The following is a 15,677-nucleotide window of genomic DNA, read 5'->3' on the forward strand; positions in this document are numbered from 1 at the left end:
TTTACTATCTTTGAATGGTTATCTTGGTGTTTTTGGGCCCATTTGCCTGAACAAGTGCGAAAAGCTGGCGCGCATTCTTGGGGTGCAGGCGAATGCAGCCGTGGGAAGCGGGTCTGCCCAATTGTTTGGTGGCATTTGTTCCATGGATGGCATAGCCACCGTAGAAAAAAATTGAGTAGGGCATGGGAGAGCCATGGTATTTTTTGGAGAAATATCTTTTATACATCCGAGTTGGGCGGAAGTTTCCCGTGGGTGTGCGATAGCCTCGACGGGCGGTCGAGACAGACCAGCTGTGCTTGCGTCCACCATTGACTGACACATACATTTTCTGGCTCGAAATGTCGATTTTGACCCGCACCGTACCCGCCGTTGCTGTGTTGGCCGATACCAAAAGAAAGATTGAGCAAACCAGTCCCACTGTAGCGCGTGTTAAAACTTGAACTGAGGATTTACACTGTCTTTGAAAGTGCTTGAGAGCAATCAAATTGAACATGGTCTATGTGCTTTCAGTTCATGCTTTAAAATCCGATGCCTAGCGGGCAAGCCTCTAAATATGGACCTGTCAATGGAATTGAACCGATTGGATGATTATCAAGAATTATTCCAATGAACCTTAAGCTATAAAAGCTCGTAATTACACTTAATGCAAATCATAAAATGGTGAGTTAATGTGGCTGTGTTTCTCAAAAGCCTAAAGTAAATGCATGGAGAGACCTGACGGATCGCCAGTTCATTTTTTCTTCTGTTTTTCAAGCAACTCGGCACATCTTATGCAGTGGGATGCTGCGGGATCTATTTCTAATCGCTTTAATGAAATTTCTGCATCACATTCAATGCAATAGCCAAAATCGCCTTGTTCCAACCGTTTGACAGCTTGCTCAATCCGTTGCAACTCAAGCACACGGCGCCTTTCGGCTTCCTCTGCCATGGCTTGGCCTTGCAATGCATCCATTCGAGACAGGCGACCGACACTTTGTTGGTCCAGAGATACCACAGTGCGGGAATCCTTTGATAGGTCGCTTGATGCGACTATTTCGATGCGTTTGCCTTCCAATAAATCCAGTGCGGTCTTCGGCGAAATGGGCATGAATATCTCCCGTGTTGCAAAGATATGGTATTGGCAATAAAGCATTGATAGACAGGAAGGTCTACTTGACAGATTGAAGCTTTTGATCGTTTTTACTTACAAATATCCCGGTGAACTTTCCCATAGGGTGGGCTAGATACTGTGGAAGGTCAATTGCTTTCGGTTTTTGGTGATCGGTGGTGTTTTTTTGGGAAGGCTGGGGTAGCGAGGTTGAAGCGTCACTCGATTGGGAAAATTTCATGAGTTGAAGCTTCAACAATTGACTTATGGCAAGTCAATGGATACCGCTTTTCTGCAATGAAAGAGACGAGTGTGATTGCCTCCTTTGTTCGTTTGTCTGCTTAGCTGTATTTGGAGATCCGTATGTTCATGTTGCTTGTTGGAATTGTTCTGTTTTTGGCCATACATCTGGTTCCTCAGAAGCCGGACTTGAAGGCTTCCTTGATTGCCAAACTCGGAACTGGCGGCTATCGCGGTCTGCATGGAGTGGTTGCGCTGGTTTCTGTCGTCCTGATTGTTGTTGGTTATTTTGAAGCGCGCGGTGAAGTGGATTTATGGTATCCGCCTTATTGGACCCGTCATCTGGCGGCAACATTGATGTTGATTGCTTCAATCCTTGTTTTTGCGGCTCCCTTTTCGGGAAAGATCAAGGAAAAACTGACATCTCCGCTGTCTGTCGCTTTGAAAATATGGGCGTTTTCCCATTTGATCGCCAATGGTACACTCGCTGACGTTATTCTGTTTGGCTTTTTCTTGCTGTTTGCTGTTTCCTACCGGATTTCCCTGAAGAAGCGCATTAAAGCTGGCTTGGTGTCCATTCCCAAGGGGCGTTGGCTGTATGATGCTTATGCTGTTGTGCTTGGACTGGCGTTCTATGCGGTGATGGTGCTTTGGCTGCATGAGTGGGCCTTTGATGTCAGTCCTCTTTTCTAGCGCTGCTTTTTTGGTTGACGGTTGGGGCTTATATCTGTGTGCAACCCAATTGCTGCCACATTGCCCATGGATGTAAGCAATGAAGTGGGTATATGTGCGCTGAATGCTCGGGTTTGACCTGTTCTATTGGACAGGAAATGTGCAGTAGAGGCATTTATAGGGCAGTATCCTCACAGAAACGCAGAGCAGTGATTGCGTCGTGCTTTTGGACCGGTTAATGTCCGCCGAAAGAAATGCAGTTTTGCCGAAATTTTTTCGGTGTTATAGCGTGTTGGAATTTGTGTGACTTTATAAGTCACAGAGCCTTTACGTGCAAAAGCAAGATGAATGCGAAATGTGATTGAAAAATCCAGTTTCGCTGTAAGCGAGGAAGAATGTCTGAGTCCGATTTTATTCGTGAAGTTGATGAAGAGATGCGTAACGAGCAGCTCAAGAAAATGTGGGATAAATTCGGGCCATACGTTATTGGTTTTGCGTTGTTGATCGTTCTGGGGACTGCTGCCAGTAAGGGGTATGACTATTGGCGCACCACCCAGTCAGCCAAATCAGGGGATGCTTTCATCGAAGCGATCGCATTGTCAGACAGTGGTAATTCGGAACAGGCAATTGCTGCGCTCGAAACCCTCAAGACATCCGGCTTCGGCGGTTACCCCCTCTTGGCTGAAATGCGCATTGCTGCGGAAAAGTCTGCAATGGGGGATGTTGATGATGCAATCGCGCTCTACTCATCTGTTGCAAACAATGCCGATTATGACGTCGTTATTCAGGATTTGGCTCGGATTCGCGCCAATGTCCTGATGCTTGATCAAGGCAAGGCCGACGATGTGATCTTGCAATTGTCCGGGCAGATGGATGGCGGTGCTTTCCGCCATACCGCTCGTGAACTTGTGCTGTTGGCTTATCTGGAAAACAAAGCATTTGCGGAAGCCCTGCCTATTGCGGATCGTGTTGTCGCCGACGCAGAAACGCCAACGCAGCTTCGGCAACGAGCTGAAGTATATGCCAGCTATATCAGATCAAAAATTGTTGTCGATTCCAAGGAGTCCGCTCAATGATGACGCATTGCCGCACCAAATCCAACGGATGTCAGACCAAAGGACCTTTGGTTTTGGCGGTGATCATGCTTGCTGGTGCTCTGGTGGGATGCTCCAGTGTGGGGGACCTTGCGGGAGACATAAATCCTTTCAAGGCTAAAGAAACGCAGTTGCCAGGTGAGCGCAAAACGCTATTTGAGAATGCTGCTGTGGGAAAAGCGGAAGATTCCAGCCCTGTATCAATTTCGGGTGCTGTGGCATTTTCGTCTTGGGTGCAGGCTGGGGGACCACTCGGCAATAATCCACCGCATGTGTCCTATAGCGGGCAGGGCGCGCGGATCTGGAGCACCAATGCTGCTGTTAGTGGTGGCGAAAGTGATGAGCGGGCAGGAGCCCGTCCGGTTTCTATTGGCGGTCGGGTTGCTGTTTATAGTCCTGACGGCAAGGTTTCTGTTTTCAATGCTTCAAACGGAGGGCGCGTTTGGTCTGTATCTGTGCGACCTCAGAATGAAAAAGGCATTGCCCCTGGCGGTGCTGTGACAATCGACGGTTCGCGCGTTTATGCCTCGACAGGCTTCAGCGAACTTGTTGCGCTGGAAGGCGGCTCGGGTCGTCGGCTCTGGACATTCCAGCTGGATGCACCTGCGCGTGGTGCGCCTGTTGTGGTTGGCGGAAAAGTGTTGGCCGTGACGGCGACCAATTCCATTTATGCTGTCAATGTATCGGACGGAACCGAAATCTGGTCATTCAACGGTATCCCTGAAGGTGCCGGCCTTATTGGGTCGGGGTCTCCTGCTGTGAGTGGCAATCTCGTGTTATTCTCTGGCTCATCGGGCGAGTTGGTGGCGCTTGACTTGAAAACCGGCGATATGCGCTGGTCTGATAGTGTTGTTCAGGGCAGCCGCCGCTTTGCTGTTTCTGGCATATCGTCTATTGCGGGTGGTCCGGTCGTCTCTGATGGTGTGGCTTATGTCGCCAGCGTCAGTGGTAAACTTGTTGCCTTGCGCGTCAAGGATGGCGAGCGGGTTTGGGATCGGTCAATCGGTTCAATGCATGCTCCTGCCGTGTCTGGCAACACCGTCTTCGTGGTTGATCTGGATGACAACGTGATTGCGCTCAACCGGAAAACGGGCAAAATTCGCTGGTCAAGTCAGCTTCCGTCCGTTAGAAGCAAGAAAAAGAGATCCAGCTGGGCGGGGCCCGTGCTTGCCGGTGGCAGCCTTTGGTTTGCATCCAGTGAAGGACAGTTGGCCGCAATGAGCCCGCAGTCCGGTCAGGTCAAACTGACAAAAGATATCAATGATCCGGTCTTTATTGCTCCGATTGCGGTGGGTGGTCGTTTGATCACGCTGAGTGGTTCTGGCAAGCTGTCCGCTTTTAATTAGGCCTGCAGCGACCTATATATGGATCTACCTTATTGCCCCGGACGTGCTTCGTCATGTCCGGGGTTCTGTGCTATTTGATGGGCATAAGAAATGCGTTGATTTCTACCTGCCCCTTTGCGTAATCATGCAAGCTGGACGTGCTGTTTGAAGCCGGTCCTGCGTATATTGGTTTTGATTGCGCCATATTGGACTAAGTGTGATGAGACTGAATGTGGCCATCGTTGGCCGACCGAATGTTGGTAAATCGACCCTGTTCAACCGTTTGGTTGGCAAAAAGCTGGCTCTGGTGGATGACCGGCCGGGGGTTACGCGTGATCGCCGCGAAAGCGAAGCACGTCTGGGTGATATGACCATCAATATTATTGATACGGCCGGACTTGAAGTCGCGGGCGAGGATGCTCTTGAAACGCGTATGCGTCTTCAGACCGAAGAAGCAGTCGCTATGTCGGATGTCATTCTGTTTATGATTGATGCCCGCGCCGGTATCACGCCGATGGATGAGTATTTTGCCAACGTGGCGCGTAAATCTGGCAAACCAACCATTTTGCTTGCCAATAAATCCGAGGGGCGCAAAGCTGATGCAGGGTTTTATGACTCTTATTCGTTGGGGCTAGGCGATCCGGTTACGTTGTCTGCCGAGCATGGTATCGGCATGTCCGAGCTCTATGAGCAGCTGGTCAAGTATGAAGAAATCAAGCTCAAAGAGCTTGGCATCTCGCACGAAGAAATGCAGTTGTTGGCCATGGATGATGGCCCAGAGGTCAACGTCAGCATCGAAGATGGCGAGTCGGAAGTACCACTTTACGATCCGACCAAGCCTCTGCGTGTTGCGATTGTCGGTCGTCCGAACGCTGGTAAATCAACGATAATCAATCATATTATTGGCCAAGAACGTCTGTTGACCGGACCCGAGGCGGGCATTACGCGCGATTCTATTTCGGTGAATTGGGAATGGAACGACCGTAAATTCAAATTGTTTGATACAGCCGGCATGCGCAAGAAAGCGCGTGTTCAGGAAAAGTTGGAAAAGCTTTCCGTATCTGATGCTCTGCGTTCCATCCAGTTTGCTGAAGTGGTTGTGGTGACGCTTGACGTGACGATCCCGTTTGAAAAGCAGGATTTGCAGATTGCAGATCTTGTGGGCCGTGAAGGGCGAGCTATCGTCATAGCGCTCAACAAGTGGGATTTGGTCGACAATCCGCAGGAAAAACTTGCCGAATTGCGTGAGAAGGCCACCAGACTTTTGCCGCAAATGCGCAACGTGCCACTGGTGCCTATTTCCGGTTTGACCGGCAAAAATTTGGATCGTTTGTTGCAATCTGTTCTGGATATCTACGAAATCTGGAATATGCGCATTTCGACATCGCGCCTGAACCGCTGGCTGCTGAATGTAACCAAACACCATCCGCCGCCCGGCGTGGCAGGTCGCCGCATCAAAATTCGCTACGCAACCCAAATTAAGGCGCGTCCGCCGACCTTTGTGGTGTTTTGCTCGCGACCTGATGCGTTGCCTGAGAGCTATACGCGTTATTTGCTCAATGATTTGCGGGCTACGTTTAAAATTCCTGCGGTGCCGGTGCGTATGCTGATGCGTAAGGGTGAAAATCCTTATGCTGCAAAAGCTGCAAAAAGAAAAATTCACTAAAATCAAAAGGCGATCATGGTCTGCATGATCGCCGCATCGCTCCTGCGTAATAATGTTTGGAAAAATACCGCTGTTTTGTGGTTTTATGACCATAGGATGACGGGTTTTTCCATAGTTTTGCGCAAATCTGTATGGCAACCCCAAGAGCAGGTGTGTATAACTCCATTCGATCGGCCCTTTTGACGTTAGGATAATCAGGCCGGTTTTTGTGTTTACTGGGTTTCCCAGTTCTCAGAGTGTATTCAAATTTTCTTTGAAGAGCTCTGAGTTGTGTTTGCCGCATATTTTTGTCGCAATCAGGCATCGTCATTTGGAAAGTGTCTGATTGTGAATATGCTTAGTAAAGTGAAAGAGGGTAAAATGAGCAAGATATGGACCCCGGACAGCTGGCGATCAAAAGCGATTATGCAAGTTCCGGATTATCCCGACCAAGAGGCAGTGAAGTCTGTTGAAGGTCGCCTTGCCACCTATCCACCTTTGGTCTTTGCTGGAGAAGCCCGCAGATTGCGCAAACAGCTGGCTCAGGTCTCTGAGGGCAATGGATTTTTGCTGCAAGGTGGCGATTGTGCCGAGAGCTTTGCGGAGCATCATCCTGATAATATTCGTGATTTCTTTCGCGTGTTCCTGCAAATGGCGGCTGTGCTGACTTATGCTGCAGCGTCGCCGGTGGTCAAAGTTGGCCGCATTGCGGGCCAATTCGCCAAGCCGCGCTCGGCACCGATGGAGACCGTTGATGGCTTGGAATTGCCAAGCTATCGCGGAGATATCATCAACAGCACCGAATTCACGCCGGAAGCGCGTATTCCCGACCCTGTAAATATGGTCAAGGCCTATCGCCAATCCGCTGCGACGCTGAACTTGCTGCGCGCATTTGCACAAGGTGGTTTTGCCAATCTGGATCATGTCAACCGTTGGACCATGGACTTTCTGAATGATAGCCCTCAAGGCCATCGTTATCAGGAATTGGCTGACCGTATCACCGAAGCATTGGATTTCATGCGCGCCTGTGGTGTTGATCCTGCGTCGACAGAAAGCTTGCGTTCGACTGATTTTTACACCAGTCATGAAGCTTTGTTGCTTGGCTATGAAGAAGCCTTCACGCGGGTTGATTCCACATCTGGCGATTATTATGCAACGTCCGGCCACATGTTGTGGATTGGCGATCGTACCCGTCAGATTGATCATGCGCATGTCGAGTTCTTCCGTGGCATTGAAAACCCGATCGGTTTGAAATGCGGTCCGTCATTGGAGCCGGATGATCTGCTCAATTTGCTTGATGTTCTTGATCCCAAAAACGAAGCCGGACGTGTGACGTTGATCACCCGCTTTGGAGCGGACAAGGTGTTTGATCACTTGCCTGCTTTGGTCAAGGCTGTTAAGCGCGAAGGACGCAAGGTTATTTGGTCTTGTGATCCGATGCACGGCAATGTCGTTAAGGCAAACAACGGCTACAAAACACGCCCGTTTGAGCGCATCTTGAAGGAAGTCGAGAGTTTCTTTGCTGTCCATCACTCCGAAGGCACCTATCCCGGTGGTGTACATGTGGAAATGACTGGTCAGAATGTGACTGAATGCACCGGCGGTGCGCACGCTATTTCCGAGGATGAATTGTCCAATCGCTACCACACAGTTTGTGATCCGCGTCTCAATGCGGATCAGGCGCTTGAGTTGGCGTTCCTGATTGCTGACAATATCAAAAAAGGGCGTGCTGGCCGCAAACAGAGCGATCAGCCAATGTTCTGAACCTAGGGTTAGGATCTCTTGAAGCAAAAGCCCGGCCCTACGGTCGGGCTTTTTTGTTGTCTTTTGTGCTCGGGGTGAGTGGCATTCACTTGTGCGCAACTGGTGGCTATTTGTGCCATGCACACTTTGCGTTGGATTCTCGCAGGCGCTGCCATTATATCTGTTCTTAAACCAGCGTCAGTTTACACTGCGCGGGATCTAGGATGTATCCATAGAGCCTTTTGCGATGTGAAACCGCAGACACAGGCTCTAGGTAGGACAGGATGATACCATTGACCGATAAGCTCGTTTTCAGCCTTGCGCAGCTCAATCCCATTTTGGGTGATCTTTCCGGTAATGCGGACAAAGCCCGCGCTGCACACCGCGTGGCCACGGAGCAGGGTGCAGATTGTCTGGTTCTGAGTGAATTGTTTATTTCTGGCTATCCACCAGAGGATTTGGTGCTTAAACCGGCTTTTCAAGAAGCTTGCCGTGCACAGGTTGAAGGACTTGCTGTCCTCACCCAAGGGGACGCGCCTGCTATTCTGATCGGTGCGCCTTGGGTTGAACACGGCAAACTCTACAATGCTGTTTGTTTGCTCGATGATGGCGTGGTCAAAGCGGTACGCTTTAAAGTCGATTTGCCCAACTATGGGGTGTTTGACGAAAAACGCGTGTTTGAAGCCGGTCCCTTGCCTGGCCCAATCAATATTCGTGGCGTGGCCGTTGGTGTTCCGATTTGCGAAGATATTTGGGACAGTGAGGTTTGTGAATGTCTGATGGAGACTGGGGCTGAGTTTTTGCTGGTGCCAAATGGGTCTCCCTTCAATCTGGATAAGTGGGAGATTCGCCAACAAGTGGCTCTGCAGCGGGTTGTTGAGACCCAGTTGCCGCTGATTTACCTCAATCAGGTGGGGGGGCAGGATGAACTTGTTTTCGACGGTGCGTCTTTTGCGCTGAATGGTGATTGCTCGTTAGCGATGCAATTGCCCGGGTTTGTTGAAGACCAACGTCCTTTGACGGTGCGCCGGCTCAATGACAAATGGCAGCTGTCCGGTGATATCGAGCCGGTGATGGATCGCGACGCCGGTGCTTGGTCTGCTTGTGTCTTGGGATTGCGTGATTATGTCAACAAAAACCGGTTCCCCGGCGTTGTCTTGGGGCTTTCTGGTGGTATCGACTCGGCAATTTGCGCGGCCATGGCTGTAGATGCTTTGGGTGCTGAAAGAGTGCATTGTGTCATGCTGCCCTATCGCTACACGTCGGACGAAAGCCTCAAAGATGCAGCTGATTGTGCCACTGCGCTTGGAGTGCGGTATGATATTGTAGATATTGCGGAGCCTGTTGATGGATTTGCCAATGCTTTGTCTGGCCTGTTTGATGGCACCGAACAAGGGGTGACGGAAGAGAATTTGCAGTCTCGTTCTCGTGGTGTCATCCTCATGGCAATTTCTAATAAGTTTGGCAATATGGTCGTCACCACAGGCAATAAATCTGAAATGTCGGTCGGTTACGCCACGCTTTATGGCGATATGAACGGAGGTTTTAACCCCATTAAAGACCTCTATAAAATGCATGTCTACCATCTGTCGGCTTGGCGCAATTCACATGTCCCTGCGGGATCCATGGGGCCTCGTGGCGAAGTGATCCCAGCGAACATCATCGCCAAGGCGCCAACAGCCGAACTGCGCGAGAATCAAACCGACCAAGACAGTTTGCCTGAATATCCGGTTCTGGATGACATTCTGGAATGTTTGGTCGAAAAGGAAATGGGTGTTGAGGACATCGTTGCGCGGGGGCACGACAAAGCGTTGGTTCACCGGATTGAGCATCTGCTCTATATTGCTGAATATAAGCGCCGCCAATCAGCGCCGGGAGTTAAACTGTCCGCGAAGAATTTTGGGCGTGATCGCCGTTATCCAATCACTAATGGCTTTCGGGATCGCGATTAAGCGCTCGTCACAATTGTAAGTTTTGATCTGAAGGGAATTCTGCCAGATGGCCGAAATCGTTCGTTTTGCCCCGTCACCTACGGGAAATATCCATATCGGCAATGCTCGTACTGCGTTGATCAACTGGCTGCTAGCGCTTAAAACCGGCGGGGAATTTATTCTGCGTTATGATGATACGGATCAAGAGCGCTCCCGTGATGAGTTTGCTCAGGGCATTGCCAAGGATCTTGAGTGGTTGGGTATCAAGCCCAATCGTATCGAGAAACAGTCTGCGCGCATGGCTGCCTATGATGCCGTTGCTGCAAAGCTGAAAGCGTCTGGGCGTTTGTATCCTTGTTATGAAAGCGCGGACGAGCTGGATCGCAAACGCAAACGCCAGCGGGCGCGTGGGCTGCCACCGGTTTATGATCGCTCGGCCCTCGATATGACTGCTGAACAAATGACCGAGTATGAAGCAGAAGGGCGTAAGCCTCATTGGCGTTTCAAACTGGATCAGAAAACCGTATCCTGGAACGATGGTGTACGCGGCGCGCAGAGCATAGAGTGCGATAGCGTGTCTGATCCCGTACTCATACGCGGTGATGGCACTTATCTGTATACCTTGCCCTCAGTGATTGATGATATCGAGATGGGAGTCACCATGGTCGTCCGTGGGGATGATCACGTGACGAATACTGCGGTACAAATCCAGCTGTTTGAACTGTTGTCGGACAAGGTTCCTGCTTTTGCTCACCACAATCTTCTAACCAGCAGCTCAGGAGAGGGGTTCTCCAAGCGGCTTGGCTCGATGTCTTTGCGCTCCATGCGTGAAGATGGCTATGAGGCGCTGTCTGTTGCCATTTTTGCGGTCTTGATCGGCACGTCAGAGCCGGTGCATCCTCTTGCCGATATGGCTGCGCTTGCTGATCTGTTCGCGCTGGACAAAGTATCTCGCTCGGCTTCCAAGTTTGATTTGGCAGATTTGGGGCATCTCAATGCCCGCATTCTACACGAAACCGACTATGATGTGATTGCTGATCGTTTGGCTGGTTTGGCTGTGACCGGTGGCGAAGCTTTTTGGCTCGCGGTGCGCGGTAACATCGAACGCTTGCCAGAAGTGAAAGACTGGTGGGATATTGTTGAAGTTGGGTTGCCTGATGACGCGATTGCCTTGTCTGAGGACGACGCCGATTTTTATGCCAAGGCGTTAGAATTGCTGCCTAGGGAGCCGTGGGATAATACAACGTGGAAAAGCTGGACAACGGCGATTAAAACGGAGACTGGTCGCAAGGGTAAAGGGCTCTTTATGCCTTTGCGTGTTGCACTCACCGGTCGGTCACATGGCCCCGAGTTGGCAGCGTTTTTGCCTATTCTTGGTTACCAAAAAACTTCGGACCGACTATCCTGATTGAGCGGCCGTCCGCCGTATGAACAAGGCCCTTGTCGGAGCTAACCTCCGGCGGGCGATAGGGTTTGAATGTCATGCCGAGGCGTTCAACTGCCAGTGTGTCCGGATCAACCATCACCGTTTGTTTTGGCAGAGGGAGTGGCACAATTGGGCTATTGTTGACGGGCATGACTTGTTCTGTTCTGGGGGTAGAAAGTGGCTGGTCGCTTGTTGTAAGAGCGGTCAGCTGGCTAATCGGTGCCTGACAGGAACAATTGGGAACATATTGCTTCTTATACAGAAATGCCGTTTCCAGAGACTGGTAGGGTCTCCCACCCAGGGATACCATTTCTTCTTCTGACTGACCCGGGTTTTGGTAAACATATAGTTCGGCAGAGGTGCCTGGACAACTGGCCTGACAGACACTGTCATCGCGGGCGAAGTTGCTTTCTGTTGTTGAGAAACTGACAGGGAAAAAGAACCCGTCGCAGGCACGTACACAAACCGTGCGATAGGTCCCAATTTCGGGAATATCATATTGTTGATTGTATTCGCGTACGGTTGAACGGGGTTGGAACAGTTTGGCAAAGAGGCCTTGGCGTCTTGTTGGCGCTGGCTGGGCGAAACGCTCATATTGTTCGCCGCAACGCGCCTGTGCCAACTGGTCCAGAATATTTGCTTTCAATTGATTTGAGTTTCCGGACGGTGCAGGGTAACGCCCGCGTTTCTTTTGCAAGGCGACGAGATTGCGCTCCATCTTATCAATGCGTTTGAGCAAGGCGGGGCAGGTCGCCTTTGGGGTCCGTTTGAAAAGAAACCCTCGTCCACCAAAACAACTGTCGCGTTTGGCGCGTTGATTGGCACTGTCAATCTGTGCCTGTTGTTTGTGAACGGCAGCATCATATTTTTCGAAATTTCGGTTGGAGCGTGTGTTTCCCGAGCGCTGCAGTCGGGCCAGCTCCCCCTCTAACTCTGCGCAATATCTGGCATTTTGGGATCTGGAGGATTGGGCCTGTGCTGCGGGTGTCGCAAGCAAGGACGCAAGGATTAGTCCGGCTAAAACTGCACGACTTTTCATACTGTAGGTCCCAAACCCATTTGAAGTCAGTTGCTGAGCAACCGTGTATTTACCGGTCATTGGCCTGCCAAAATCGCGCGATGGGGAATCTAACAGGACAACGCCCAGAATCACCCTAGAATAAGGCGAAATTATTGCCTCTTTCTTTCACCAATGCGTTTCCCATGCAATTGGATTTCAAAATTTTGCCCGCCTGGTTGGGGACCTGCGGTTATGAGTGTCGGAAATGATGATCGACATTTACGCAGTGCCACTTTGATTCTTCATTGGTTTTGGTGCTTTGAGAGGATTAATTAACGGACCATCTATACTATCGAGGTCAGTTTGATGCGGTTTTTGCCGTTTGCCTTCCCACCGTGATGGAAAAGTTGATGATTGAAGAAGAGCAGTTTCGCCAAGCCCTTGGGCAGTTTGTAACTGGAATCGCTGTTGTGACTACGCTTGATGAAGCTGGCACACCACATGGTTTGACAATCAATAGCTTTAACTCGGTTTCGCTCGACCCGCCGCTGGTTCTGTGGTCGCTCGACAAACGTTCGCATCAGCTTGAGATTTTTAGCAAAAGCGGTTTCTATGCGGTGAATATTCTGGCGCAATCACAAAAACAAATTTCCGATCGCTTTGCTTCTTTTGTGGAAGACCGCTTTGCTGATGTGAAATGGGGAAGCGGCAAAAGCGGAGCACCTGTTCTTGATGGGTCTCTTGCCCAAATTGATTGTCAGGTGGAAAATATTGTTGAGGGTGGCGATCATATTATTCTGATCGGCCGTGTCATTGATATCAGCCATAAGGACGGCGAGCCACTGCTTTATCACTCGGGGAATTATAAGGCTGTTGGTGCCTTGGTCGAAGACTAGTATTTTTTGATTGTGTTCGTGAATTTAAAAAGCCCCTGACCTTAAATACCAGGTCAGGGGCTTTATATTGGAACAGAAGGCTGATCTTACGCTTTTGGAGCGTCTGTTTCAGGTGCTTCTTTGTTACCAAACAACTCAGAATAGTCCACGGCTACTTCATAGTGCGGATCTTCAATCACAGATACTTCCATGAATTTGTTGGCCTTTCTCAGCAGCTTTTGACAATCAGGCGACAAATGACGCAAATGCAGTTTTTTGCCTGCTTCTTCGTATTTGGTCGCGAGGCTATCAATGGCCTGCAAGGCAGAGTGGTCCCAAACGCGTGCTTCCTTAAATTCGATGACCACGTCTTCCGGATCGCTTTTTGGGGTAAATAAGTCATGGAAATTGGCCGTTGAGCCAAAGAACAGTGGCCCTCTGAGCTCATACACCTTCCAGCCGTGCTCTTCGGTACTGACATGGATGTCAATGCGTTTTGCTGCTTGCCAAGCAAACACCAGCGCGGAAACAATAACACCAACGATCACAGCGACGGCAAGGTCAGAATATACGGTGACGGCTGTGACCAGCACGATGACAAAGGCATCGGCCCGCGGGATCTTTGTCATGATTTGCAAACTGCGCCATGCAAAGGTTCCGATGACAACCATGAACATCACACCCACCAGCGCGGCAAGCGGAATTTGCTCAATCAAGCCAGATGCGAATAGGATGAATGCGAGCAAGAATAAGGCGGCGGACACGCCAGACCAGCGTGTGCGTCCGCCAGATTTAACGTTGATCATGGACTGGCCGATCATGGCACAGCCACCCATGCCGCCGAAGAAACCGGTGACCACATTGGCAGCACCCTGAGCGATGCTCTCTTTGGATGCGCCCCCGTGGGTATCCGTCATTTCAGCGACAAGATTGAGGGTCAGCAGGCTTTCGATCAAACCAATCGCTGCCAGAATAGCCGCGTAAGGGAAAATGATTTTCAGCGTTTCCAAATCAAACGGAACCATGGGGATATGGAATTGTGGCAAGCCACCTGCGATCGTGGCCAGATCGCCAACGCGTGGAATGTTGAGATCAAAGCCAATAACAATTAGCGAGACAGCGAGAATGGCCAGAAGCGGGGCAGGAATCGCTTTGGTGAGTCTGGGTGAAAGCCAAATGATGGCCATGGTCAACAACACCAAGCCAAGCATCATATAAAGCGGTGCGCCGGTCATCCAGACAAAATCGCCTGCAGCATCCTTGACCTTGAATTGGCCCAGTTGCGCAAGGCCAATGACGATGGCAAGGCCATTGACGAAGCCGAGCATCACGGGATGCGGCACCATGCGGATGAATTTCCCCCACCGCATCACCCCTGCGAAAATCTGCAAAACACCCATCAGAACAACAGTAGCGAATAGATATTCGACACCGTGGTTGGCAACAAGCGCAACCATAACAACAGCAAGTGCACCGGTTGCACCGGAAATCATTCCCGGGCGCCCGCCAAAGAGTGCGGTGATGAGACCAACGATGAAAGCGGCGTAAAGGCCGACAAGGGGGTGGACTTGGGCAACAAAGGCGAAGGCGACAGCCTCTGGTACCAAGGCTAGGGCAACGGTTAGACCGGAGAGAGTGTCTGTCTTGATTTGGTTTACTGATAGGGCACTGCGCAATTGTGCTCCTATCCCGGACGGGGAGGAGGTCTTGGTCGTCATTAAATGGGTCCTAATGGAAACTTGTGGCTGTGATCGGGTCAATCTGGATCAGAACGGGATGTGTCTGACTCGTCCGAAAAAGAACGTATATTTGACGCGCTTTTAGCCCAGTGTCTGTCAAAAAGCAAGCTTTTGACGGTATATTGTGGCTGCAAGGTTGAGCCGCGTATGGCGTTTTGCGGCCATCCTTTATGCACTAAAACCCTGCTATCTGGCTTATGAGGGTCGTATTTGCTGCAAATTGACTTATATCTCTCAAGGTGGAGAGCGTTGGTCGTGTTATGCAATGGGCCGTGATATAGGCAAATACAATGCGGCCAATTGCACGCCAATCTTATATGGCTTGGTCATTGGGGCCAAGAAAGCCCGAACAAGACTGGAAAACAGGATATTACTATGTTTCGCAAATTGATGGGCGTCTGTCTCGCTCTTGCTGTTGTTATCCCTGCGCTTGGGGTTCCGGTTGCAGTCGCAGCTGATGACCCGGAATTGATTTTTAAAAAATCCACCGTGTGGAAGTTCCTGACACCGGACCACAAGCTTGCAACCTATGCTATTGATGATCCGTTGATTGAAGGGGTGGCTTGCCATTTCACGGTGCCTGAAAAGGGCGGCATTTCCGGTATGTTCGGCGTCGCCGAGGAAACTTCCGATGTTTCATTGGCCTGTCGTCAGGTTGGGCCCGTTGCGTTCAAGGAAAAATTTGAGCAAGGCGACGAGATGTTCCGGACGCGTCGCTCCATTATGTTTAAAAAGACGCGTATCGTGCGCGGATGCGACAAGACCCGTAATGTGTTGGTTTATTTGATTTATTCTGACAAACTCATCGAAGGAAGTCCGAAAAACTCAACCTCGACTGTGCCAATTATGCCATGGGGCGACAATGACGCGCCACGTTGTGCTGATTGGGTTGCTGACTAA

At 50.4% G+C, this 15,677-nt stretch carries 13 protein-coding genes and 1 pseudogene; 10 read left to right on the forward strand and 4 right to left on the reverse strand.

Annotated features, from left to right (window positions below):
- Positions 1-4 precede the first annotated feature (4 nt).
- Complete coding sequence (locus C0081_RS08415) at positions 5-493, reverse strand: L,D-transpeptidase (protein WP_101533374.1); 489 nt, start codon at positions 491-493, stop codon at positions 5-7.
- 237 nt (positions 494-730) lie between these two features.
- Positions 731-1,087 (reverse strand): TraR/DksA family transcriptional regulator, encoded by a 357-nt coding sequence (locus tag C0081_RS08420; protein ID WP_101533375.1) that lies wholly within the window; start codon positions 1,085-1,087, stop codon positions 731-733.
- A gap of 363 nt (positions 1,088-1,450) precedes the next feature.
- Between C0081_RS08420 and C0081_RS08430 the strand changes: the two genes are divergently transcribed.
- The 8 genes and pseudogenes from C0081_RS08430 to gltX all read left to right on the forward strand — a co-directional run bounded on the left by C0081_RS08430 (position 1,451) and on the right by gltX (position 11,145).
- Positions 1,451-2,020, forward strand: a complete 570-nt coding sequence (locus C0081_RS08430) for an NnrU family protein (RefSeq protein WP_101533377.1) — start codon at positions 1,451-1,453, stop codon at positions 2,018-2,020.
- A 374-nt stretch (positions 2,021-2,394) separates the two neighbouring features.
- The gene (locus C0081_RS08435) at positions 2,395-3,075 is read left to right on the forward strand and encodes a DUF2659 family protein (protein WP_101533378.1); all 681 of its coding nucleotides are present in this window, start codon (positions 2,395-2,397) and stop codon (positions 3,073-3,075) included.
- Entirely contained in the window at positions 3,072-4,439 is a 1,368-nt protein-coding gene (locus tag C0081_RS08440; protein ID WP_101533379.1) for an outer membrane protein assembly factor BamB family protein, read from the forward strand. Before C0081_RS08435 ends, C0081_RS08440 begins: the two co-directional genes overlap by 4 nt.
- Before the next feature lie 199 nt (positions 4,440-4,638).
- Complete coding sequence (gene der, locus C0081_RS08445; protein WP_101533380.1) at positions 4,639-6,084, forward strand: ribosome biogenesis GTPase Der; 1,446 nt, start codon at positions 4,639-4,641, stop codon at positions 6,082-6,084.
- Positions 6,085-6,444: 360 nt separating this feature from the next.
- Entirely contained in the window at positions 6,445-7,827 is a 1,383-nt protein-coding gene (locus C0081_RS08450; RefSeq protein ID WP_101533381.1) for a class II 3-deoxy-7-phosphoheptulonate synthase, read from the forward strand.
- A gap of 64 nt (positions 7,828-7,891) precedes the next feature.
- A pseudogene (locus tag C0081_RS23850) lies at positions 7,892-8,029 on the forward strand (DUF2834 domain-containing protein); the annotation flags it as partial.
- Between the two features lie 61 nt (positions 8,030-8,090).
- Complete coding sequence (locus tag C0081_RS08460) at positions 8,091-9,758, forward strand: NAD+ synthase (protein ID WP_101533383.1); 1,668 nt, start codon at positions 8,091-8,093, stop codon at positions 9,756-9,758.
- 46 nt (positions 9,759-9,804) lie between these two features.
- Positions 9,805-11,145, forward strand: coding sequence for a glutamate--tRNA ligase (gltX, locus tag C0081_RS08465; protein WP_101533384.1), 1,341 nt, complete (start codon positions 9,805-9,807; stop codon positions 11,143-11,145).
- On the opposite strand, the gene C0081_RS08470 is transcribed toward gltX, so the two are convergent.
- Entirely contained in the window at positions 11,105-12,202 is a 1,098-nt protein-coding gene (locus C0081_RS08470) for a DUF2865 domain-containing protein (RefSeq protein ID WP_180966812.1), read from the reverse strand. The two genes, gltX and C0081_RS08470, sit on opposite strands and share 41 nt — an antisense overlap.
- Before the next feature lie 371 nt (positions 12,203-12,573).
- Between C0081_RS08470 and C0081_RS08475 the strand changes: the two genes are divergently transcribed.
- Entirely contained in the window at positions 12,574-13,059 is a 486-nt protein-coding gene (locus C0081_RS08475) for a flavin reductase family protein (RefSeq protein ID WP_210200445.1), read from the forward strand.
- An 86-nt stretch (positions 13,060-13,145) separates the two neighbouring features.
- Here the strand turns inward: C0081_RS08475 and C0081_RS08480 are convergent, their stop codons facing one another.
- Positions 13,146-14,756 carry a SulP family inorganic anion transporter gene (locus C0081_RS08480; RefSeq protein ID WP_101533387.1) on the reverse strand — a complete coding sequence of 537 codons (1,611 nt, stop codon included), beginning with the start codon at positions 14,754-14,756 and terminating at the stop codon, positions 13,146-13,148.
- A 396-nt stretch (positions 14,757-15,152) separates the two neighbouring features.
- On the opposite strand from C0081_RS08480, the gene C0081_RS08485 reads away from it, so the two are divergent.
- Positions 15,153-15,677 (forward strand): CreA family protein, encoded by a 525-nt coding sequence (locus C0081_RS08485; RefSeq protein ID WP_101533388.1) that lies wholly within the window; start codon positions 15,153-15,155, stop codon positions 15,675-15,677.

The organism is Cohaesibacter celericrescens, assembly GCF_002866925.1.
Lineage (GTDB): Bacteria > Pseudomonadota > Alphaproteobacteria > Rhizobiales > Cohaesibacteraceae > Cohaesibacter > Cohaesibacter celericrescens.